Source organism: Rhodococcus sp. Leaf233, from assembly GCF_001426165.1.
In the GTDB taxonomy this organism is placed as follows: Bacteria; Actinomycetota; Actinomycetes; order Mycobacteriales; family Mycobacteriaceae; genus Rhodococcoides; species Rhodococcoides fascians.
On the sequence record NZ_LMRO01000012.1, the window covers coordinates 182,502 to 204,779 of the forward strand.

General features: G+C 66.0%; 17 protein-coding genes. 8 read left to right on the forward strand and 9 right to left on the reverse strand.

All coding sequences use genetic code 11. The features are described from left to right. Positions 1–56: 56 nt before the first annotated feature. Positions 57–1,232 carry a glycoside hydrolase family 3 N-terminal domain-containing protein gene (locus ASH04_RS20555; RefSeq protein ID WP_057474403.1) on the reverse strand — a complete coding sequence of 392 codons (1,176 nt, stop codon included), beginning with the start codon at positions 1,230–1,232 and terminating at the stop codon, positions 57–59. Positions 1,233–1,386: 154 nt separating this feature from the next. Here ASH04_RS20555 and ASH04_RS20560 point away from each other — a divergent pair, with 154 nt between their 5' ends. From ASH04_RS20560 to ASH04_RS20565, 3 genes are all read left to right on the forward strand, one after another. Continuing rightward, the gene (locus ASH04_RS20560) at positions 1,387–1,854 is read left to right on the forward strand and encodes a universal stress protein (RefSeq protein ID WP_027495380.1); all 468 of its coding nucleotides are present in this window, start codon (positions 1,387–1,389) and stop codon (positions 1,852–1,854) included. A gap of 103 nt (positions 1,855–1,957) precedes the next feature. After that, entirely contained in the window at positions 1,958–2,128 is a 171-nt protein-coding gene (locus ASH04_RS26280; protein ID WP_072692026.1) for a DUF2613 domain-containing protein, read from the forward strand. Between the two features lie 22 nt (positions 2,129–2,150). Continuing rightward, positions 2,151–6,398: an alpha-(1->3)-arabinofuranosyltransferase gene (locus ASH04_RS20565; protein ID WP_156394619.1), complete on the forward strand. Its 4,248-nt coding sequence runs from the start codon at positions 2,151–2,153 to the stop codon at positions 6,396–6,398. On the opposite strand, the gene ASH04_RS26285 is transcribed toward ASH04_RS20565, so the two are convergent. Further along, the gene (locus ASH04_RS26285; protein ID WP_080733364.1) at positions 6,376–7,521 is read right to left on the reverse strand and encodes an acyltransferase family protein; all 1,146 of its coding nucleotides are present in this window, start codon (positions 7,519–7,521) and stop codon (positions 6,376–6,378) included. The genes ASH04_RS20565 and ASH04_RS26285 overlap by 23 nt on opposite strands. A 167-nt stretch (positions 7,522–7,688) precedes the next feature. Here ASH04_RS26285 and ASH04_RS20575 point away from each other — a divergent pair, with 167 nt between their 5' ends. Beyond that, a complete protein-coding gene (locus ASH04_RS20575) occupies positions 7,689–8,813 on the forward strand; it encodes a DUF3068 domain-containing protein (protein WP_027495378.1) in 1,125 nt (374 codons plus the stop codon). A 101-nt stretch (positions 8,814–8,914) separates the two neighbouring features. Here the strand turns inward: ASH04_RS20575 and ASH04_RS20580 are convergent, their stop codons facing one another. From ASH04_RS20580 to ASH04_RS20590, 3 genes are all read right to left on the reverse strand, one after another. Then, the gene (locus ASH04_RS20580) at positions 8,915–10,633 is read right to left on the reverse strand and encodes a nitrilase-related carbon-nitrogen hydrolase (RefSeq protein WP_057474404.1); all 1,719 of its coding nucleotides are present in this window, start codon (positions 10,631–10,633) and stop codon (positions 8,915–8,917) included. Continuing rightward, positions 10,630–12,072: a purine-cytosine permease family protein gene (locus ASH04_RS20585; protein WP_052073940.1), complete on the reverse strand. Its 1,443-nt coding sequence runs from the start codon at positions 12,070–12,072 to the stop codon at positions 10,630–10,632. Before ASH04_RS20585 ends, ASH04_RS20580 begins: the two co-directional genes overlap by 4 nt. 169 nt (positions 12,073–12,241) lie before the next feature. Further along, positions 12,242–12,679 carry a MarR family winged helix-turn-helix transcriptional regulator gene (locus ASH04_RS20590; protein WP_032367431.1) on the reverse strand — a complete coding sequence of 146 codons (438 nt, stop codon included), beginning with the start codon at positions 12,677–12,679 and terminating at the stop codon, positions 12,242–12,244. Positions 12,680–12,783: 104 nt separating this feature from the next. Here ASH04_RS20590 and ASH04_RS20595 point away from each other — a divergent pair, with 104 nt between their 5' ends. Then, positions 12,784–13,860, forward strand: a complete 1,077-nt coding sequence (locus tag ASH04_RS20595; RefSeq protein WP_032374809.1) for a substrate-binding domain-containing protein — start codon at positions 12,784–12,786, stop codon at positions 13,858–13,860. On the opposite strand, the gene ASH04_RS20600 is transcribed toward ASH04_RS20595, so the two are convergent. Further along, positions 13,841–15,055, reverse strand: coding sequence for a polysaccharide biosynthesis protein (locus ASH04_RS20600; protein ID WP_200937347.1), 1,215 nt, complete (start codon positions 15,053–15,055; stop codon positions 13,841–13,843). The genes ASH04_RS20595 and ASH04_RS20600 overlap by 20 nt on opposite strands. 25 nt (positions 15,056–15,080) lie before the next feature. On the opposite strand from ASH04_RS20600, the gene ASH04_RS20605 reads away from it, so the two are divergent. Beyond that, positions 15,081–16,808 carry a hypothetical protein gene (locus tag ASH04_RS20605; RefSeq protein WP_156394620.1) on the forward strand — a complete coding sequence of 576 codons (1,728 nt, stop codon included), beginning with the start codon at positions 15,081–15,083 and terminating at the stop codon, positions 16,806–16,808. On the opposite strand, the gene ASH04_RS20610 is transcribed toward ASH04_RS20605, so the two are convergent. Then, entirely contained in the window at positions 16,743–17,975 is a 1,233-nt protein-coding gene (locus ASH04_RS20610) for a glycosyltransferase family 4 protein (RefSeq protein WP_032400525.1), read from the reverse strand. The genes ASH04_RS20605 and ASH04_RS20610 overlap by 66 nt on opposite strands. A gap of 95 nt (positions 17,976–18,070) precedes the next feature. Between ASH04_RS20610 and ASH04_RS20615 the strand changes: the two genes are divergently transcribed. Together ASH04_RS20615 and ASH04_RS20620 are read left to right on the forward strand one after the other, a co-directional pair. Then, a complete protein-coding gene (locus tag ASH04_RS20615; RefSeq protein WP_057474406.1) occupies positions 18,071–18,865 on the forward strand; it encodes a class I SAM-dependent methyltransferase in 795 nt (264 codons plus the stop codon). Between the two features lie 9 nt (positions 18,866–18,874). Further along, a complete protein-coding gene (locus ASH04_RS20620; RefSeq protein ID WP_032383203.1) occupies positions 18,875–19,753 on the forward strand; it encodes an ROK family protein in 879 nt (292 codons plus the stop codon). A 66-nt stretch (positions 19,754–19,819) separates the two neighbouring features. On the opposite strand, the gene ASH04_RS20625 is transcribed toward ASH04_RS20620, so the two are convergent. Together ASH04_RS20625 and ASH04_RS20630 are read right to left on the reverse strand one after the other, a co-directional pair. Then, complete coding sequence (locus tag ASH04_RS20625; protein ID WP_032392102.1) at positions 19,820–21,649, reverse strand: phosphoenolpyruvate carboxykinase (GTP); 1,830 nt, start codon at positions 21,647–21,649, stop codon at positions 19,820–19,822. Between the two features lie 308 nt (positions 21,650–21,957). Next, positions 21,958–22,260 carry a DUF6802 family protein gene (locus ASH04_RS20630; protein ID WP_052067115.1) on the reverse strand — a complete coding sequence of 101 codons (303 nt, stop codon included), beginning with the start codon at positions 22,258–22,260 and terminating at the stop codon, positions 21,958–21,960. Positions 22,261–22,278: the final 18 nt, after the last annotated feature.

Here is a 22,278-nt window from a genome sequence, read left to right on the forward strand (position 1 = left end):
TCCAATACGTACGAAGCACTAGACGTTACTCCACAGTAAGGTCGAGCGACGACCGATCAGGCTCCGCACGCCCCTTTGAACCGGGCAACCGTCGCCGCCGCCTCGTCCACCTGGGCTGCGGGAAGGCGCCCCGTCGCCACTGCGTCCTCCAGATTGTCCAACACCGCCGGCACCTGATCGGTGGTCAGCCACAACGCCACGTCGGCTCCGGCAACCAACGCCGACTCGACCGCGTCGACGATCCCGAGCCGCGCCGTGATCGCTGCCATGCCACTGAGGTCGTCGGTGAAGATCGGCCCGTCGAAGGGCTTCGCTCCGTATCCGGCGCCGTCACGAAGCAACGCCATGGCCGCAGGGCTGATGCTGGCGGGAACACCGGGGTCGGTCAGTCCTGGCACGTCGAGGTGGCCGACCATGACGCCCACTCCGGTGGTGTCGAGCGCGGCGAACGGCAGCAGATCCTTGGCTTTCAGCTCGTCGAGCGGCGGCGTGGTGACGGCCCCGGTGTGCGAGTCACCCGAACCCGAGCCGTGCCCGGGAAAGTGCTTGATGACCGGCTCGACACCCGCATCCTTCAACCCCTTCGCGTACGCCCCCGCGTACTCGATGACGACCTGCGGATCGTCGGAGAACGAGCGGTCGCCGATGACGGAATCATCGGGCTGAGCACTGACGTCGACAACCGGCGCGAAGTCGACGGTGACGCCGAGATCCTTCAGTCCCCGGCCTCGCGTCAAGGCCTCCTGATACGCCTCGTCCACCGACATCGTCTGCGCCAGTTCCCGCGCCGACGGTGCCGCACCCAACAGATCGGCAACCCGCGACACGCGTCCGCCTTCTTCGTCGATCGTCACCATCGGTGCCACCGCGGACGCGTCGAGCACCTGCGGAACCTCACGGTTACCGAGCATCGACTCGTCGGTCCAGCTGCCGACGAAGATCCCGCCCACCTGCTCGGTGGACATGATCCGAATCGCGTCCTGCGTTCCGGTGACGCCCACGGTGAGCAATTGAGCGAGACGTTGCCGCTCGGTCAGACCGTCGACGAAGGTGACACACGCGTCGGCCGGCGGAGGCGTCGACTGCGGGACCGTCGTCTGCGGAGCGGTCGTCGTCGAGGACGGAGCCGACTGCGTCGAGGCCACCTGCGACGATTCACTGGAACACGAGACGAGCAACCCCACCCCGACCGTCACTGCTGCAGCGGACCGAACCGAAAACCGAAGTCGCATGGAATACGACGGTAGCCGAGAAGTTGCGTGTTGCTGACCGCCCTCCGGTTGGGATCATTGCGACTTTGTTGCACTCCGAGCGACCGAAACCCACATCGATCCGGGGCGGGGGCGGGGTAATCTGGACGAAAGCGACATGAGGAGAATCACCACCATGACTGCTGACCTCATACTCATTGCCTACGACGGTTCCGACAACGCCAAACGAGCCATCGACTATGCGGGACGGTTTCTCACCACCTCTCGCGCGATCGTCGTCACGGCCTGGGAACCGATGGTGCGTCAAGCAGCGCGGATGTCGGGTCTGTCGGGTGTCATGCAGCCCGAGTGGGTGCCGGACGACGAGGCCGAGGACGTCGCTCTCACCGATGCGAAGGTCACCAACAGCGAGGGCGTCGCCCTGGCCGAGGCCGCAGGCCTGAAGGTGGAAGGCCAGTGCACCGAATGCACCACCGCCATCTGGAGCGCGATCGTGGAGAAGGCCGACGAGATGAACGTCGACATCATCGTCACCGGCACCAGGGGCACCACGGGGCTGCGTGCCCTACTGCAGAGCTCGGTGGCCGAGCACGTGCTGCGGCACAGTCATCGACCCGTGCTGATCGTTCCTCCCGGAAAGTAACGCGTCCACCGGCCGGTTCACAGGGTGCAGGTGATACCGTGATGCCCGCGTGGGGGACAACCTCGCCCACTGCTTCACTGAGCCGACTGACTGGAGAACCGAGATGAAGTTCGCTGTCCCGGGTGTCATTGCCGCCGTCGTCGGAGCCGTACTGGGTGCCGGCGTCGTATTCGGAGTCACCGCCGGTGCAGCAGACAACTCTCGGCCGGACATCGATCGCACCGGAAACGCCGACTCGTCCTTGCTGAACCAGGTTGAGTACGGCAGCCGCTGACGCTGGTCGCTCACGTGGATCGTTGATCTCGGCCGAGCCGCTCGGTCGGATTTGGCTCTTCGGAGTCTCCGCTCTCGCATTCCTGCTCACGTTTCTGCAGGTCCCGGGCTTCACCGTCGCCGATACCAAGTACGACCTGGCGCAGAACCCTCTCGGATTTCTCGAACGCGCCTCGCATCAATGGAACAGCGCCGCACCGCTGGGCCAGGTGCAGAATCAGGCCTACGGCTACTTCTTCCCGCACGGAGCGTTCTTCGCCGGCGGTGATCTGCTGTCGATCCCACCGTGGATCACCCAACGCATCTGGTGGGCGCTGCTACTCGTCGCCGGCTTCTGGGGAATCGTCCGGCTCGCCGAGGCACTCGGTGTCGGCAGTCGCACTTCCCGTCTGATCGCAGCGACAGCATTCGTGCTGTCCCCCAGGGTGATCACCACTCTGGCGTCTATCTCCTCGGAGACGATGCCGATGATGCTCGCGCCGTGGGTGCTCGTTCCCATCGTTCGTTACCTGAACACTCGGTCCGCAAGAAACACGGTTCGGCGTGCGGCGGCACAATCGGCGCTGGCCGTGGCGTTGATGGGCGCGGTCAATGCCGTCGCGACGGCCGCCGCCGTTCTGGTGGCCGTCATCTGGCTGCTGTGCCATCGGCCGAACCGCCGCTGGCTGGTGTTCGCGGCCTGGTGGACCGGCTTTCTGGTGCTGGCGACACTGTGGTGGATCGTCCCACTGCTGTTGCTGGGCAAGGTCTCTCCGCCGTTTCTCGACTACATCGAATCATCCGGTACGACGACCCAGTGGACGTCGCTGACCGAGGTGCTGCGCGGTACCGGCAGCTGGACCCCGTTCGTCTCTCCCGAGCGGGTGGCGGGCGCCGTGCTGGTGACTCAGCCTGCTGCCGTGATCGCGACCGGCTTGATCGCGGCCGCTGGCATTGCGGGGCTGGCGATGCGCTCGATGCCGGCCCGCGGCCGGTTGACGATCATGTTGTTCGTCGGCCTCGTTGGCCTGGGCGCAGGGTTCGTCGGCGATCTCGACGGTCCGTTCGCGGCAACCGTGCGAGTGTTCCTCGATTCCGCGGGCGCACCTCTGCGCAACATTCACAAACTCGAGCCGGTCATCCGAATCCCGTTGGTACTCGGCCTCGCTCATCTGCTGGCCCGGGTTCCACTGCCGGGTTCGGTTCCACGGCCGACGTGGCGAGCGGCCGTCGCGCATCCCGAAAAGCACCCGATGATGGCGGTGACCGCGCTGGTCCTGGTGGCGCTGACGCTCTCGACGGCGCTGGCATGGACGGGCAAGCTCGCGCCGCGCGGTGCGTACGAGGCCGTGCCGCAGTACTGGCACGACGCCGCCGACTGGCTCACCGACCATGCCTCCGGCTCGAGTCCCGACGGCTCCGACGCGCAGCGTGCACTGATCGTGCCCGGCGCACCGTTCGCTCTGCAGACTTGGGGCCTGACGCGCGACGAGCCGTTGCAGGCTCTCGCGACCACGCCCTGGGCCGTCCGAGATGCGGTGCCGCTCACGCCGCCCGGTGCCATTCGCGCCCTCGACTCGGTGCAACGACTCTTCGCCGACGGCAGGCCGTCGACCGGCTTAGCCGATACCCTTGTGGGACAGGGCATCAGCTACGTCGTCGTGCGCAACGACCTGGACCCGGAGGATTCGCGGTCCACCCGACCGGCGTCCGTCCACCGCATGCTCGACGGTTCGCCGGGGCTCGAGAAGGTGGCAGAGTTCGGCGAGGACGTGGCACCTGGTCAGGTGGACGGGGTGGTTCTGGACGGCGATCTACGGCCTCCGTATCCGGCCGTCGAGATCTACGCGGTCGATGCCGCAGCGGACGTACCTGCCTCCGGTCCGTACACGGTCGATGTGGATCGGGTGCCGGTGGTGCAGGGCGGGCCCGAGTCGATTCTTCGATCGAACGAGTTGCGCAACAACGGTGTTCGCCTGCCCGTTCCGGCCGGGCCGACGCTGTTGGCGTCGGATGCAGCTGCTGCGGGCCTGCCCGTCGATTCGGTGACGGTGACCGACACACCGATGAATCGCGAGACCGACTTCGGTCAGGTGGACAATCACAACTCCGCGTTGCGGGCCGCCGACGAGCCCCGCCGTTCGCTCAACGAGGTGCCCGATTATCCGGTGTACGGGGCGCAGACCGTGGACGCGGAGTGGGAAGGCGCGACGTTGACCGCGTCGAGTTCGGCGTCGGACGCGACTCAGATCGGGGGCAGTGTGCCCGGCAGCGGGGTCGCGGCCGCAGTGGACGGTGACCTGGCCACCGGTTGGATCAGCAACGGCATCGAACGCGCTGTGGGGCAATGGCTTCAACTCGATTTCGATACTCCGGTGCGCGGCGGGCTGCTGCACATGCGGACCAGCCCGGGAACGATCGGAGACCCGGTCAAGTGGGTCGAGGTCACCACTCCGAACGGCTCGACGGCGGCCCGGGTGGACAAGCCGGGAGACCCGATGACGGTGTCGCTGCCCGGTGGGGAAACTCCGTGGCTGCGCATCACCGCGAAGTCGACGGTCGACGGCACCCGGGGCAGTCAGTTCGGCATCAGCGAAGTGTCGGTGGACGACTACTCCGATCGAGACAACCCCACGCCGGTCTCCATCGTGCATCGCGCGGTACTGCCACCCACTCCCGCGGGCGCGAGCGTCGACGCGTGGGAGCTGGGCCAAGAATTTCCGGGCCGCTCCGGTTGCCTGGACACCGACGATCGAATCCGCTGCAGCAGTGGACTGTCCAAGTCGCCGGAGGAACTGGGCCGCTTCTCGCGCACGATCGGCGTCCCGATGGGCACCGCGGTGATCCCCGAGCTGACGGTACGCACGCGGCAGTCCCCCGAGCTCGAGGCCCTGCTGGCCCAGCCCGGCCGGCCGTTGGCGAGTGGGGCGTCCGACGTCGCGGACCTCGACGGTTCGGCCTTCGCCGCCACCGACGGCGACCCGCGTACGTCGTGGACGGCACCGGAGAAGTCGATCACCGATCGAGCCGGCACCGACCCCACTCTCACCATCCAATTGCCCGCTCCGACACTGGTGGACGGACTCGAGCTGAGCCCCAGCCTCGGCGCGCTACCTGCCCACCCCACGCGGGTGGCAGTGAATCTGGGCAACGGTCCGATGGTGCGCGATGTGGATACCGACGGTTCGACGACACTCGCGTTGGCACCGTACGTGACCGACAGGATCGTGCTGTCCATCGTGGACTGGGACGGCGTACTCGACCGAAACTCGTTGGGCTTCATCCAATCTCAACCGCCCGGATTTGCCGAGGTCACACCGCTGTCCGCCGGCGAGCCGATCGGGCCGCCGTACGACGGTGACCGGCAGATCACGGTCGACTGCTTCGACGGGCCCCTGGTGTCCATCGCGGGGCAGACGGTGCGCACCTCGGTGACGGCCACCGCAGACCAATTCCGTTCCGGCGCAGCTCTACCCGCATCGGTCTGCGACGCGGACATCCCGGTGAACGAAAATTTCGTCAATCCCGTGTCGCTCCCCGAGGGACGCCAGGACATCGTCGTCGAACCCGGAGCGTCGTTCTTCGTCGACGGGCTTCGACTGCGCGCCATGCCCATTCCGGCGTTGTGGCCGGACACGTCTGCACCGCAGGCGGCGCGCACCACAGCATGGAGCCCCGATCACCGCGAAGTGACCCTCACCTCGAGCACCTCGGATCGCCTGCTCGTCATCCCCGAAAGCAACAACAGTGGCTGGCGGGCAACGACACCTGGAGGGACCGAACTGACCCCGGTGGTCGTCGACGGCTGGCAGCAGGCCTGGATCGTCCCGGCCGGGGCGTCGGGCACGGTGTCGTTGGATTTCACCACCGACCGCTGGTATCGACTCGGGATCTTCGGCGGACTACTGCTGTTGATTCCGTTGCTGATCGCGGCGCTGCGACGGCCTCGCGGCGTCGTCGATCGAGGCCCCGCGCCCAGGCCCTGGCGTAGCACTCCGGTGGCGTTCGCGGCGCTGCTCGGCGCGGCGATCGTGCTGGCAGGCGTCGTCGGAGCGATCTCGGTGCTGGTTCTCGGTGTCGGCTCGGCGCTGCTGAACCGCCGTTACGGGTCGGAGCTCACGTCTCGCGTATTGGTCAGCGCAGCAGGTGGATTCGCTCTGCTGGGGGCAGCGCTGCTCTCACTCGGGCCGTGGCGGTCGGCCGACGGATATGTGGGCGGGTCCTACGCGGTGCAGCTGGCATCGTTGATCGGCATCGTCGCGTTGGCCGTCAGCGCGATGCGGAAGCCGTGACCGCCTTCTTCGGCGCGAACCTGCGCCGGGCCGGCTCTTCCACCAGCGCATAGCTCGCGGCAGCGACCGGAATCGACAGTGCCAGGGTCACCGTCAGCACGAACCACATGTCGCCCGAGAAGGGGACGATGCCGAACACCGGAAACACAACGGCGAGCACGGCCAGGTGCCAGATGAAGATCCCGTACGACCAGCGTCCGAGGGTCAGCATCACCGGATGCTCGAACACCCGATGCCTGCGGCCGGAATCGGCCAGCACCAACGGCGAGAGCATCGCGAACGCCAGCACGGCACCGAAGACGATCTTGAGCTCGAACTGCCACGGCTCGGGCCGCACCAATCCTTGTGGGCCCGCCAGCGGCGTCGCCGACAGAACGAATGCCGTCACCGCGATCGCGGGCATCACCCATGTGCGACGCGCCCAACGATGCACCCACATCTGCGGACCGACCGATACTTCGGCGAGCACCATGCCGGCGGCGAACCACGGGAAGTAGCCGGGCAACCAGTTGTCGTGATGGATGGCTTCCGGTGTCGCGATCGGAATGAACGCCCAGGAGAGCGTCACCGCGGACGCAGCGAGCAGAACCCACACTCGGTACCTCGCCGACGATCCCCGAAGCCGGATCATCAGCCAGGCGAACAGCGGCAGCAACAGATAGAACGCCACTTCGACCGACAACGACCACATCTGCGTCATGCCCTCGGTCAGTGTCAACGGTACGAACACCTGGGTCAGCGACAGGTTGGCCAGCCACACCCGATAGTCCCCGCCTGCGTGCGGCAGAAACAGCAGGACGAGCACCGTGACCACCCAGTAGGCGGGCAGGATGCGCACTGCGCGTGACCAGAAGTAGCGGCGAGTGGGCTGCGCCTGCGTGAGTCCGCGGGCCTGCGCGGCATGCGGGCGCCACAGCAGAAATCCCGACAGCGCGAAGAAGATCGCCACCGTGAGATCGAACCGGCCCCAGACTCGGCCCATCAGCGGGGAATTGGCGGCCCCGGTCTGGAATGCGACGTGGGTGACGACGATGCCGAGCGCGGCAACTGCCCGCATCCCCTCCAGAGCGGGCACGAAGGCACGCAACGGTACGACGGACGCCGAGTGGACTCGAGTGCTCATGGTGGCTCAAGTGTGCCGTGTCGAACCGGCATGGACGAGACCGGTGCCACTGTCGACTGTTACTGTCACCTGCGACGTGTCGTAAGAAATCGGGCAGCGCATCGGGGAATTCGTACGATCCCGCCTGCGGTGTCTTCCAGTGAAGCGGTCGACTAAGGAGATTCAGCATGGCGGAGCGCTCAGGGCCGAGCCGGATATTGGCCCTTTTCCTCATCGGCTTGGGCGCATTTCTGGTGGTTGCCGCCATCCTCATCCCCACCTACACCGTCTCGGCGCTCGAGAAGACTCCACTCGACCTCGAGGTCACCACAGTCTCCACCGGCACCGGAAGCGTCCTCGACGCGCGGTCGCTGGCAGCCGGTCGCGCCGTGGTCGATCAGAACGTTCCGCTGACCTCACAGCGATTCGTCACCGTCGAGGATCCCTCCGACGCCGACATCATGACTCTTCAGGCCGGACAGACGTTGCGCCGCACCGACAAGCAGGCCGACACCGGCCTGCTGACCGCCACGGTCGACCGCGTGAGCATCGACCGCAAGACCTCGATGCCCGTCGAAAGCCCGATCGGCACCATTCAGGTGGCAGGCGACAAGCCGGCCGAGGAAGTGGCCCACACCGGTCTGCAGTACAAGTTCCCGTTCAACGCCGAGCAGAAGAGCTACCCGTACTTCGACGTCAACGCGCGCGCCTCGAAGGACATCGACTTCGTCGAGGAAACCGAAATCAACGGCACGCCGGTGTACCAGTACCAGCAGACCGTCGGACCGGTCGACCTGTCGACCGTGGTGAACCTGCCGACCAACAAGGTCACGCTGCCCGCCGACACCTGGGGCGTCGAAGGTGGAACCGCACCGGTGACGATGACCCGCTGGTACGAGAACACCCGCACCCTGTGGGTCGAGCCCGAGACCGGCGTCGTCGTCAAGGGCGAAGAGCAGATCCACCAGTACTACGGCCGTGAGGCAGGCCGTCCCGAGGTCGACGTGCTGAAGGCCCCGATCACGTTCGACGAGAACACCGTCGAGTACCAGATCCAGCAGGCGAAGGACGGCCAGGACAAGCTGTCGCTCTTCGGCCGCACCGTTCCGATCGTCGCCGGCATCCTCGGTGTCATCTCGCTGATCGCCGGAGTCGTTCTGCTGCTGCGCGGCGGCGGCAACGGTGGACACCGTCAGCCGGCCCGCACCGACACCGGTCCTCGCCCGACCCCCAGTGGCGGCACCGCACCGAACCGCGACTGGACGACCGATCGCACGGAAGAGATTCCGAGGACGAACCTCTCCAAGGAGTAAGTGCCTATGCAGGAGTAGAGCCTGCGGAACGACCAGATAGCCAGTGGCGTGGTTGTGTGCCCCAGCGGGGACATGACCACGCCACTGGCGTTTTCGGCCACTCAGGCCGTCGAGAGGATTCCGTACTGGTGTGGTTGGCGCATCAGCACGAGGTCTTTGCGGCGCACGACGTTGGTGGGGTACGCCCCACCCAGGCTCGAGGTGTCCACGACGCAGGTCGCGTGGCCCGGTGCGTCGCCGTCCACGAGGGCTTCGGTTCGGGGGAAGGCGAAGGTATCCGGCCCGAATACTCCGCTGTGTCCGGCAATTCCGCGGTCGGTGTCGATCGTGTTGGCGAACGCGAAGTACACGTTGTTCTCGCCTGCCCGGACGCGCATGTGATGCCAGTGCGTGGGATCGGCTCCGGTGGGAATCTCTGCTGCATGAGGGATGTCGGTTCCGGGGTGGGAGCCGACGAAGGTGCCTGCGAGTGCGGCCGGGCAAACGATCAGATCACAGCCACGCAGCGCCAGAATTCGGCCGGCCTCCGGCAACAGTGCATCGTGACCGACGAGCATTCCCACTCTCCCGACGGGAAGGTCGACGACGATCCAGCGGTCGCCCGCATCGAACAGCGAGGTGTGTTCGACGGACAGATGGATCTGGCGGTACGCCGTGCAGGTTCCGTCCGGCTGAACCAGCACTGCGGAGTTGTACACCCGATCGGAACCGATGTCGTGCTCGGCCACACCGACGACCATCGAAACACCATGCCGGGCAGCGATATCGACGACGCGTGAGAGCGACGTCCCGTCGATCGACTCCCCTACCTCGCGCGGCGGGCGATCCGCGGAGACCGGCCCGGTGACGGACAGTTCGGGAAACACGATGAGATCGCTCGCGCCCGCGAGGCCGGCGGCCCACTGCTCGATGTCGTCGAGATTGCCGTCGATCGACGTCCCCGGAGTGCATTGCACGACGCTCACCGACGAAGTCCGCCCGGCCGGTAAGGGCGAGTGGCCGTAGAGGGTGAAGAAATCGAGCGGGTTCCACGCGTACGTGTTGGTCTGCAGTTCACGGTACAGATTCGGCCTGCGCACGGGCCCGGCCTCACGTGTGCGACGAATGTCGATGTCGCCGAGAACAATACCGTCACCGACGTCGAGTCGACCGGCCACGTTGCCGTCGGGTTCGATGATGCAGGTGCCGCCGCTGAACTGAACGGTTCGTTCGAGACCCCAGCGGTTGCTCTCGATGACGTAGCAGTTGTTCTCGAAGGCCCGACTGATCCAGTAGGGGGCAGGAGTGCGTTCGGCGAGCCAGTTGCTGATGTGGCAGATCACGTCGGCACCCTGAAGCGCAACCACTCGCGCCGTCTCCAGGAAGTGCAGATCCATGCAGATGAGCAGTGCGATGCGACCGAGCGGGGTCTCGAACACCTGGTGCCCGAGATCGCCCGGGGCCGCCCATTTGGGCTCGGCGATGTACGGATGCGTCTTGCGGTGTGTGCCGATGATTCCCTCGGGACCGATGAGAACTGCACTGTTGTAGAACAATCCGCTCGTCGCATCGACTTCGGGCATGCCCACGACGATGTAGCAGTTACGACGGGACGCGATCTCGGCGAACGTCTCGGTGGTGGGGCCTGGGATCTGTTCGACGACGGTTGCCGCTTCCTCGGTGTCGTGGAAGCAGTAGCCGGTAGTTGCCATCTCGGGTGTCGTGATCAGGCGCGCTCCGTCCGAGGCCGCCTTCTCCACGAGGTCAGTCAGAGCGGCGACGTTCGATTCCTTGGCGAACAGCGTGGGCTCGAATTGGACGGCCGCTGCAGTGAATGTCATGACGCCACAATCCTTTCGGCGATGAGGGGGTCGTTCGATTTCGGTGGTTCGTAGAACTGTCCGCGGGTTGCCATCGTGAGCGGAACGTAGAGAAGAGGACCGAGAAGCATGGCGATGAACGACGCGTAATACGACGGGTAGAGGCCGAACACGCCGAGTCCGCCCACCGCGACGCCCGCTGCCATGGCGATGATGCCGCAGGGGTTCCAATTGCGCACTCGCCCTTCGCGGAACTCGATGTTGTCGCGGGGAGCCAGGCCGAGCAGTCTTCTGCACACGAAGTAGTCCGCGAGCAGAATGAAGATCCAAGTGTTGGTCATGATGCCGGTGACGGCCAGGAACTTGTCGGTGTACTGCAGAATGTTGACGGGGTAGCACAGCACGCCCACCACCAGTAGCGCCACCATCCACCATTGACGCCCGACCTTCCTGGGCGAGAGCACATCCCACGCGTTGGACAGGGCCAGGGATCCGGAGTACAGGTTCATGACGTTGATGCGGACCTGGGTGACCACCGCGAAGATCACGCCGAGCAGACCCATGACGATGGCGAAGTACAGTCCCGGGTCGGTGGCCGAGAGTTCCGGTGTTGCAGTGGTTCCGGTGAAATGACGCAGCATCGTGAAACCGAGGAACACACCGAGAATCATCACGACTACGATCATCAGCAGTTCTGCCAGCATCAGTCCGGCCGTTCCGACATAGCTGACGCTCTTCTTGACGAACCGTCCGTAGTCGGTGGCGATGAGTGCTTGGAACACGACCTGCCCGTTCGCGAGGCTGAAGGCCTGCCACAGTGCGGTGGCGGTGAATCCTCCGGTCGCTTCCCATTCGCCGGGCCCGACGAGTACGTAACCGCTGGCGAGCATGTACATACCGACGGCGAACAGGATCAGGAAGATCGGCATCCCGAAGCGCTGCAGAATGTTCATCGAGTGCATACCGCGCCAGGAGAAGAACAGCGCCACGAGTGCGACCAGCGCGAATACCACTGTGGCCCAGGCGGAGTCGATATCGATCCCCGCGAGCTCACTGAGCCCGTGTGAGACGATGCTGCCCTCGAAGATGAAGTAGAACACGTAGTTGACCGCGTAGACGAGCGAGGCGACGGCAGAACCCTTGGTTCCGAACCCGAGCCCGCGGGTGAGCAGTGGCAGCGACAGACCCTCTTGGCTGGCGATACGCATGATGAGGCTGCCGACGAGCGTCGCACCGATCACCATGTACGCCACGGGGATCAGGAACATCGGCCATCCCACCAGAAACCCGATCTGGCCGCCGAGGGCGAACCAGAACATCGCGGTCACGTTGCCGGTGAGGACCAGCAGGATCGCCGGCCGCCGCCAGCGTTGGTCGTCGGGCACTCGGGAGGTTGCGTAGCTTTCGATCTGATCGTCGAGGCTGGTCGCTGGCCCCTCGAAGTATTTCTTCATGTTCATGAACGGGTGTCCACTTTGGTTCGCGGCGAGAGCGCTGGCTGCGCTGCATCGGAACAATACTTTCCGTGGACACTATTGCAATATGAAACATGTTAAAAAGAGATCACGAAAGCGGCCGACCTGGCAGGTTACGGCGGAGACCGCGTCCGAGACCGGACGCCGAGAAAGGTCAGTGGGTGATCGAGGCCGTCTTCGCGTTGGTCTCGAGGGCCCGGAGCAGAGACTGCAACAGCTCACGATCCGACTCCGACGGGAAGACCATCGCCGCGGCGTCGTTCATCATCGGGGCGGCCGCGTCGTGCTTTGCTTTCCCACGGGCCGTCAAGCGGATCAGCACCTGCCGACGATCGACGGTGCCGGTACGGCGGTGCACCAGATTGTTGGACACCAGCCGGTTGACCGCCTTGGTCAAGGTCGGCGGCGAGAGCAATGCGAACTCCGCTGTCTCGGCCATCGTGTGTCCCTCACCGTCGGACAACAGCGACAGCACTCGCCATTCTTCGAGGTCCAATTCCCACGGCACGAGGGTGGCGCGCAATCGATCCGACACGGCCCGCTCGACCACGGTGAGCAAACGCGCTGCCGACGCAGCATCCTGGTGATCCACGTGATCGTCCCCCCTGCTCGGTTCCTGCGTCGGCGCTACAGTCTCTCTCAGCGATTCTATGGTGAAGCGAACCGCGAAGAGACACCGAGCGGACGGACGGCACGATGAACAGCGATCGGTTCGACACGTTTCGCGTCGGCCTGATCTTTCCGATGTCCGGACCGTTCGGCATCATCGGACCGTCCAGCGAGCTGTCGGCCCAGCTGGCCAGGGACGAACTCAACGCCTCGGCCGGTGTGTTGGGCCGCCGCGTCGAGTTGATGTCCATCGACGGCGGCCGCGATCCGGTGACGGTGGCCCACGAGGTCGCGACGCTGCTCGATGCCGGTGCCCTCGATGCGGTGGCGGGGATGCACACCTCGGCAGTACGGCGAGCCGTCATTCCGGTGACCCTCGGACGGATTCCGTACGTGTACACCTCCATGTACGAGGGCGGCGACCGCTACCCGGGACTGTTCATCACCGGTGAGACCCCTGCCAACCAACTGGTCCCGGCGCTGGAGTTCCTCGTTCGCGAATTCGGACGACGCCGCTGGGCAATCGTCGGAAACGACTACGTCTGGCCCCGAAAGAGCGCTTCCATCACGGCAACTCGGCTCCGTGGGCTGGGCGCATCGGTGGTGCACGCGGAGTTCGCACCGGTCGGCACGAGCGACTTCGCAAGGACCGTCACCGCGATCGAGCGGTCGGGTGCCGACGCGACCGTGGTCCTCCTCATCGGCGACGACGCAGTCCATTTCCATCAGCAATTCGCCGGTGCCGGGCTGGACGCGCACTGCATCCGCCTCAGTCCACTGATGGACGAGAACATGTTGCTGGCGGCCGGCGGCGAGAACACCCACGGGCTGTACGTCGCGTCCGGCTATTTCGAAACCCTCGCCACCGAAGCAAGTTTGGGATTCTCGGCTCGTTTCGCTCGTTCCTTCGGGGTCGATGCGCCGATCGTCGGCGCACTGGGACAGTCGTGCTACGAGGGCATCAAACTGCTGGGCGCGCTGGTGAACAGGGCAGGCACAGCAGATGTTCGCATCATCGAATCCGTATCCGATTCGGTGTCGTTCACCGGCGCCCGCGGGCACCTGTTTCTGTCCGACGGCCATGTCTCGCAACCGATCTACTTGGCATTGGCCGGTGCCGTCGATTTCGAGATCATCGGCGAGATCAGACCTGCCGGCGACTGATCCTGTCTCCGAGCAGAACGACTGCGCACACGACGACCATCGTGACTGCGGCGGTAACGGCTGCGACGGTGACGAACTGGGCCAGCGTGGAGGCCACGAACAGCAACAGCAGCACCTCGACCGCGAGGGCGAACCAGGCGACGAGGGCCAGGTGGGTGCGCTCCCCCGCGATTGCCCACAGCAGTGCGCTCTGCAGTACCGCCAGACACGCCCCCTGCAGCACGAAGAGCCACACGTATTGCTGCACACCGGAATACGTGTCACCGACAACCAAAGGAAGTAGCGGCGACGCCAGCGCGCCCCCGAGTACCAGTACCGTGCCGAGTCCGGCGACGACGGTCAGCGCCGATCGCACTGCGGCAGCCGAGTGCAGCGGGTTCGCCATGCGCGGATACAACACCACTCCGACCGCCTGCGGCAGCCAGAACGCCGCTTTGGACGCGACGGCACCGACCGCATACAGCCCGGCTTCGGTACTGCTGAGCAACGACCGAGCCAGCACCAGATCCAATGCGGACATCGCGATCAGCACCAACTGCACCTGCGAGGCCTGCAGCACCGTCAGAACGGTCACCCTGGTTTCCGACACCGCGTTCACCGGCGCTCCGGCGGCCGACCGCGCGCCGACGGCCACCACGCCGATACCGGCCGCCGTGGCCAGCAGCACCGAACCCGGGCCGCCGCCGAGCAGCAACACGACCACCGCCGGCGCCACCTTGCCGAAACCGGCCGCCGCCAACACCACGCTCAGTGCGCCGAACCGGCCGCGTCCTTGCAGCAGCCCCTGCTCCGCGGCCAACAACACCAGCACCGGCGCAGCGATCACGGCCGACACCGTCGCCGCTGCCGAGACGTCCATGGCCGCCGACAAAGCCGGGGACACAGCGAGAGCCAGCACACCCACGACCGCCGCACAGCGGTAGCCGACGCCACGCAGCTCGCGCGAACTGCGGCCGCGCACCACCTCGCGCGCGACGACGGACTGCAACGCCAACGCCGGGACCGCCAGAACCAATTGCACCGCAAGAAGACTCGCGAACTCGCCGTAACCCTCGACGCCGAGCATGCGACTCGCGAGCACCTGTAGCAGATACGCCACGACATTGGCGAACATCGAGCCGGCCGTCACCATCCCCATCCCGGCGACGGACGCACCCGCCGGGTGGTCTGCCTCGGACGAGGCGCGAAACGACATGCGTCCACGGTATAGGGTGCCGATCATGGCGTGGTCGAGGTCGAGGTGGACGCCGCCGCTCTACAGCCTGCTGCTCTCGCTCGTCGTTCTCGGACCACTGCTCGGCCCTGGATATCTCCTGCTTCGCGACGCCGTCAGCACCCCCCGTTCCTACTTCACCGACTCCGCCTGGGGAATCGCCGACGCGGCCGCGCGGGCAGTGCCGCAGGATGCCGCGATCGCGGCCCTGACCACGGTGTTCGACGGCGGCCTTGTGGTCAAGGCCGTTCTGCTGCTGGCGTTGTGGACGGCCGGCTGGGGCGCGGCGGTGATGGCGCAGAAGATGCTGCCCACCGCACCACTGCCTGCCCTGCTCGTCGCGTCGACGGTGGCCGTGTGGAACCCCTATGTCGCCGAACGCCTGCTGCAGGGACATTGGAGTCTGCTCGTCGGCTACGCCGCCCTCCCGTGGACGGTGGTCGCCGCACTCGCAGTCAGGTCCGGTCGCTCCTGGTGGGCCCTCGCCGTCTGCCTGGCCGCGGCCGGGCTCACCCCTACCGGTGCGTTGCTGGCGGCAACCGTCGCGCTACTGGTCGTCGCCCTCCCCGGGGGTGCCCGACGCGGCCTGCGCGTGGTCGCCACCCTCGCGATCGCCGCCGTCGCGTCGGTGCCGTGGCTGGCGGCGACGATGGTGTCGGGCGGTGGCGTCGAACCGGCGGATCCGGCGGGTTGGGCCGCGTTCGCAGCACGCGCCGAACCGGGTCTGGGCACGGTGGGTAGTCTGGCCGGTCTCGGCGGCATCTGGAACTCAGACGCCGTACCCGGTTCTCGGACAGGACTTTTCGCTGTCATGGGGACGGTCCTGTTGCTGACCGTCGTCGCTCTCGGGATACGGCCGCTGTATCGCCGTCGACGCAATCCGGTGATCGTGGGCCTGGGTGTCGTTGCACTCGCTGCCATCGTGCTTCCTGCGCTGGCAGCAACCGGACCGGGGTTGGCGGCGGCTCGCGTACTGGGCGACACCGTCCCCGGGGCCGGTCTGCTCCGCGATTCGCAGAAGTGGGTCGCGCTGGCCATGCCGATGTACGCCCTCGCCGCTGCGGCCGGTATCAGCTGGTTGGCGTCCCGACGCACCCGATTGGGCAATGCATGGCTGCCGGGGGGCATTGCCGTGCTGGCGTTGCTCGTTGCGCTCCCCGACCTCGGCTGGGGCGTCGGCAACGCACTGAAGCCGGTGACGTACCCGCAGTCGTGGCAAGCGGTGTCGGCGGAACTCGCCGACCAGGACGGCGACGTGGCCGTCCTTCCCGCCGGAATGTTCCGACGCTTTCCCTACAGCGGCTCAGCACCCGTTCTGGATCCCGCACCCCGTATGCTGCCGCTCGACGTACTGCAGACCGGTGAGCTCCTCGTCGCAGGCGGCACGGTCCGCGGGGAAGGGAAACGGGCGACGGACGTGCAGAACGCTCTGCTCGCAGGCGACTCCGCGGACACTCTCGCGGCCCTGGGTGTCGGCTGGGTACTGGTGGAGAACACGACTCCCGGCGAGCTCGGCAATGCACAGCAGACGTTGGACCGACTCGACGCCGTGTACTCCGACGAGGAACTGACCCTCTATCGGGTGCCGGATCCGGCGATGCTCGAAAGTCGTTCGGCGACAGCCGTTGTGCTCGCACATCTGGCGTGGGCACTGCTGATGCTCGGCGGACTAGCGGTAGGACTCCTGAGCCGATTCGGCAGGCGTGTGCGCGTCGGCCGCCCCCACCAGGCCTGACGACCAGGTGCCGCGCGTCGTCCCGTCGAGCACCGAGAACACGCCGTCGGCGCACTGGCCCCAGGAGAACTCACCCGCGCGGACTCGTGCCTTCTCACCGAGGCGAGTGCGGGCCTCGGCATCCTGCAGCAGTTCGGCGACGGCACCGGTCAGCGCGGACACATCGCGGTCCTCCGCTCCGGATGTCGAACCACCCACGAGAACACCGGTGACGCCGTCGATGATCGAATCGGTCAGCCCCTTGGAGCTGCGATAGCCCACCGTGGGAACACCGTGCTGGGCAGCTTCGACGACGGCGAGGCCCCAGCCCTCCTTTCGGGAGGGCATCACATGCACCCACGACCGACCGAGCAGTGCATGCTTGCGCTCCTCGTCGACGTGACCGTGGAAGGTGACGTATCGATCGACGCCCAGGCTCGTGACGTACTCGCGAAGATTCCGTTCCCACCACCCGCCGCCGATGACGTCGAGATGGATGTCGGGAATGCTGCCGCGCAGTGCAGCCACGACGTCGATCGCGTCCTCGATCTGCTTGTGTGGAACCAGCCTCGACAGCACGGACAAGGACGGGTGGGGCGTGCGGGTGTCCTCGCCGCCTTCCGGTACAGACAGTGGGATGTCGTCGGCACCGTTGCGGACCACGGCGATGCGCTCCCGGTCGACACCGAGAGCGATCAGCTCGTCTGCAGAAGGCAACGACACCGTCAGGTACTGATTGCGGCGGTGCACCTTCGGTGAGATCGTCGACTCGAGCCACCAGCCGAGCTTTGCCATCATCGGGCCCGCCACCGGCCACTGCTCGCGGTGACAGTGATGCACCAGCAGCGTCACCGGCACACCGAGTACTGCGCGGGAGAAGAACGGAATGCCGTTCTGGGTGTCGATCACGGCATCCGGGGAGATCCCTTTGAGCGGCCCGAAACCGAGCCGACCGGCGGCGATGGCGGCCAGAGCGCGGGGATACACCGACAGGCGACCACCACCGCGACTGATCCGGATGCCGTCGACGATCTCCTCGGCCGGAGCACCGGGATAGGACGCCGTCCGCAGCGTGACGCGGACACCGCGTCGAGCCAGGCCCGCGCCTACTTGCTCGAGGTAGCGCTCGCTGCCACCGCCCTGCGGATGCCCGGTATCGCGCCAGCACAGCAACAGAACCTCGCGCACCGCTCGCTTCACCCCATCCACCGTGCTCGCTTCTCGACCGTCGTCGAATACCGCTGCCACACTAACCGCTAGGGTTCGTTTTCGTGACTTCCGCCGTGACACGACTGTTCGCCTCTCGCGCGACACTGCGTCGCTCGGTGAAACTCCTGAAGGACTTCGGGCACGAGCAGAGTTCTCCGGACATCTTCTACGGTGCCCTGGCCCGTGATTCGGTCGAACTGATCGGAGACCTGTACCGCGGCCTGACCGGCACCGACATGTCGGCAGCGACCGTGCTCGACGTCGGCGGCGGACCGGGATACTTCGCCGAGGTCTTCGGCGCGAGTTGCGCGCGCTATCTGCCCGTCGAACCCGACGCCTCGGAAATGCACGCCGCCGGACTGCAGATCCCCGGTTCGGTTCGCGGCTCCGGCATGGCGTTGCCCTTCCTCGACGACAGCGTCGACATCTGCTTCTCGTCGAACGTCGCCGAACACGTCCGCGAGCCGTGGACCATGGCCGAGGAAATGTTGCGCGTCACCAAACCCGGCGGCCTCACGGTGCTCTCGTACACCATCTGGTTCGGCCCGTTCGGCGGCCACGAGACCCGGCCGTGGCACTATCTCGGCGGCGAATACGCGGCCCGACGCTACGCCCGCACCACCGGGCACGAACCCAAGAACCGATTCGGCGAATCCCTGTTCGACATCAGCGCGGCAGACGGATTACGTTGGGCGCGAAGCACTCCCAACGCAACGCTACTGGCCGCGTTTCCGCGCTATCACCCGCGCTGGGCATGGTGGATGATGCGTATACCGATACTCCGTGAGTTCCTCGGCAGCAACCTCGTCCTGGTCCTGAAACCGAACGCATACCCAATGGGTCATTCCGCAGGCTCCACTCCCGCATAACCTGGATCGATGACGGCACTCGCGCTCGACATCGGCGGCACCAAGATGACAGCGGCACTCGTCGGCGACGACGGACGTCCGCAGCACCCGGAGACAGTTCCGACACCGGCCACCGGCGTGTGGGAGGCCTGTGCCGAACTGCTGCACGGGGTCGTCGGAAGCGTCGACGTGACGCGGGTCGGGGTCGCGTGTTCCGGTCCGGTCGACCTCGTCACCGGGTCGGTCGCGCCGATCAATGTCGACGAGTGGAAGAACGGATTCGGCCTGCGCGAACACATTTCCGCCGCACTGCCCGACGCCGAGGTACTTCTGGCCATGGACGGCAGCGCAGCGGCATTGGGTGAGCATCGATTCGGTGCCGCTGTCGGGATACCGGACGTGCTCAGCCTCGTGGTGTCCACCGGCATCGGCGGGGGCCTGGTGCTGGGCGGGAAAATCGTTGCCGGGGCCAGTGGCAATGCCGGGCACATCGGCCACATCGTCGTCCCCGGTTCGACGACGCCCTGCGCGTGCGGCGGAATCGGGTGCGTCGAGACCGTCTCCAGCGGCCCCTCGGCGGTGCGGTGGGCTCGGGAGCAGGGCTGGCCGGGGAACACCGGTGTCGAACTGGCTACGGATGCCGCCGCGGGCGAACCGCTCGCCGTCACCGCATTGCAACGTGCCGGAGTGGCGCTCGGTCAGGCCATCGCCTCGGCGGTCGCACTGGTGGACGTCCGGATGGTGGTGATCGGCGGCGGCTTCGCTCAGGCCGGCCCGCCGCTGTGGGATCCGATCCGGGAGTCGATCGCCTTGCACGCGCGCCTGAAGTTCCTCGACGGCCTGCAGGTGGTGCCGGCTGCGTTGGGCGGCCTCGGCACCCTGCACGGCGCGGCCGCTCTCACCGCCTGATCTCGCATACTTCGAAAGCCAGAACGGGGCCCACCCCTCGGTGAGCCCCGTTCTGTCTCGTGAATACTACGCGCCCAGGCGTTGCTTGAGGGCGTCGAATTCGTCCTGAATTCCGGTGGGCAGTTTCTCGCCGACGAAGTCGAACCACTCCTGGATCAGCGGGATCTCGGCCTTCCACTCGTCGGTGTTCACCGCGAGTGCCTCGGCGACGTCGTCGACGGTGGTGTCGAGGCCGTCGATGTCGAGTGCCTCGGCCGTGGGGACGACACCGATCGGGGTCTCGACGCCCGCGGCCTTGTGCTCGATGCGCTCGACGATCCACTTGAGCACGCGCGAGTTCTCACCGAATCCGGGCCACAGGAAGCGCTTGTCGTCGCCGCGACGGAACCAGTTGACGTAGAACACCTTCGGCAGCTTCGACTCGTCGGCGTTCTTGCCGAGGTCGATCCAGTGCTGGAAGTAGTCGCCCACGTTGTAGCCGAGGAACGGCAGCATGGCCATCGGGTCGCGTCGGACGGTACCGACGGTGCCCTCGGCGGCAGCGGTCTGCTCGGAGCCGACGGTGGCTCCCATGAACACTCCGTGCTGCCAGTCGCGAGCCTCGGTCACCAACGGAACGGTGGTCTTGCGTCGTCCACCGAACAGGATCGCCGAGATCGGCACACCCTGCGGGTCGTCCCACTCGGGAGCCATCGACGGGCACTGAGCCATCGGCACGCAGTACCGCGAGTTCGGATGTGCGGCATCGGTTCCGGACTCGGGCGTCCAGTCGTTGCCCTTCCAGTCGATCAGATGATCGGGCTTGCCTTCGAGGCCTTCCCACCACACGTCGCCGTCGTCGGTCAGGCCGACGTTGGTGAACACCGAGTTGCCCTGATCGATGGTCTTCATCGCGTTCGGGTTCGAGTCCCAGTTGGTGCCCGGAGCGACACCGAAGAAACCGAACTCCGGGTTGACGGCGTAGAGACGACCGTCCTCACCGAAGCGCATCCACGCGATGTCGTCGCCGATGGTCTCGGCACGCCAGCCCGGAATGGTCGGCTGAATCATCGCGAGGTTGGTCTTACCGCACGCGGACGGGAACGCCGCGGCGATGTAGTACGCCTTGTCCTCGGGGGAGATCAGCTTGAGGATCAGCATGTGCTCGGCGAGCCAGCCCTCGTCGTGGGCCATGGCCGACGCGATACGCAGCGAGTAGCACTTCTTGCCCAGCAGCGCGTTGCCGCCGTAACCGGAACCGTAGCTCCAGATCTCGCGATCCTCGGGGAAGTGCGTGATGTATTTGGTGTCGTTGCACGGCCACGGCACATCGGCCTGGCCCTCGGCCAGCGGAGCACCGAGCGAGTGCAGCGCCTTCACGTAGAACCCGTCGTCGCCGATCTTGTCCAGAGCGGCCTGACCCATGCGGGTCATCACACGCATGGAGATGACGACGTACTCCGAATCGGTGAGCTCGACGCCCAACTTGGGATCGGCAGCGTCCAACGGTCCCATGCAGAACGGAACGACGTACATGGTCCGTCCGCGCATGCAACCGCGGTACAGCTCGGTCATCAACGACCGCATCTCCGACGGGTCCATCCAGTTGTTGGTGGGACCGGCGTCGATCTCTTCCTTGGAACAGATGTACGTGCGCGACTCGACGCGGGCCACGTCCGACGGATCGGAATTGCCGAGGAACGAGTTCGGCTTCTTCTCGTCGTTGAGACGGGTGAAGGTTCCTGCCTCGACCAGCTTGTCGGTCAGGCGCTCCCATTCGGCGTCGGATCCGTCAGCGAACACCACGGAGTCCGGTTCGGTCAGTTCGGCTACCTGAGCAACCCAGGCAAGCAGTTCTTTGTGTCGAGTCGGCACGCTGTCGGTGCCGCTCAAACCGGGAATGGTCGCTGAGGTCATCTAACTCTCCTGGGGTTAGCCGGAACCGGGAAGAATTCGCACGATCGCTGTGGGCAAGCACGCACGAGTAGATCTCGGTTTTCCCCTCTCGGCGGGGCGCTGCTCGGCCGTTCGAGCTGCAGTACACCATGTTACTGGATACAGCAAGCCGAGGACCGAGCGCCGGATGTCCTGTTCATCAGGTTAACGCCGAGCGACGTGATTCCAGAAACAGGGTGTTGTCCGATTGGTCACAAGACCGATTCAGATAGGGAAAGACCGACGCAAGAAGCCATCCACCAGCGCCGATGCAAATCAGACCGAATGGCCTACAGTCGGCCGGATTCGGACGATCTGCCCTGCCCGAAACCGTTCGCTTCCCGAAAAATCTCCCAGGATTCGTAGTGCCCGTCACGGTCGAAGGCGGTGAACTTGTCTGTCACACCGTCTCCATCGACATCCGTTCCCACCGTCGTTCCGGCCTCCGTCGTCCGAACGGAAGTCTCGTGACGACCGTCGCCGTCGAGATCGAACCAGTCCGTCGAGACATAACCGCCACCATCGCCCGACGCGTCCTCGGCCGGCTCGTTCGTCTCGAAACCGCCCCCTGCGAAGCCATCCACCGCGATCATCGACGCTCCTCACTGTCG

Bases quoted from the DNA above. Each gene is read 5' to 3' on its own strand.
- ASH04_RS20630 (WP_052067115.1), bottom strand. From the start codon at position 22,260: ATGATCGCGGTGGATGGCTTCGCAGGGGGCGGTTTCGAGACGAACGAG.
- ASH04_RS20595 (WP_032374809.1), top strand. From the start codon at position 12,784: ATGAACAGCGATCGGTTCGACACGTTTCGCGTCGGCCTGATCTTTCCG.
- ASH04_RS20620 (WP_032383203.1), top strand. From the start codon at position 18,875: ATGACGGCACTCGCGCTCGACATCGGCGGCACCAAGATGACAGCGGCA.
- ASH04_RS20575 (WP_027495378.1), top strand. From the start codon at position 7,689: ATGGCGGAGCGCTCAGGGCCGAGCCGGATATTGGCCCTTTTCCTCATC.
- ASH04_RS20585 (WP_052073940.1), bottom strand. From the start codon at position 12,072: ATGAACATGAAGAAATACTTCGAGGGGCCAGCGACCAGCCTCGACGAT.
- ASH04_RS26280 (WP_072692026.1), top strand. From the start codon at position 1,958: ATGAAGTTCGCTGTCCCGGGTGTCATTGCCGCCGTCGTCGGAGCCGTA.
- ASH04_RS20555 (WP_057474403.1), bottom strand. From the start codon at position 1,232: ATGCGACTTCGGTTTTCGGTTCGGTCCGCTGCAGCAGTGACGGTCGGG.
- ASH04_RS26285 (WP_080733364.1), bottom strand. From the start codon at position 7,521: ATGAGCACTCGAGTCCACTCGGCGTCCGTCGTACCGTTGCGTGCCTTC.
- ASH04_RS20600 (WP_200937347.1), bottom strand. From the start codon at position 15,055: ATGTCGTTTCGCGCCTCGTCCGAGGCAGACCACCCGGCGGGTGCGTCC.
- ASH04_RS20580 (WP_057474404.1), bottom strand. From the start codon at position 10,633: ATGACATTCACTGCAGCGGCCGTCCAATTCGAGCCCACGCTGTTCGCC.
- ASH04_RS20605 (WP_156394620.1), top strand. From the start codon at position 15,081: ATGGCGTGGTCGAGGTCGAGGTGGACGCCGCCGCTCTACAGCCTGCTG.
- ASH04_RS20625 (WP_032392102.1), bottom strand. From the start codon at position 21,649: ATGACCTCAGCGACCATTCCCGGTTTGAGCGGCACCGACAGCGTGCCG.
- ASH04_RS20560 (WP_027495380.1), top strand. From the start codon at position 1,387: ATGACTGCTGACCTCATACTCATTGCCTACGACGGTTCCGACAACGCC.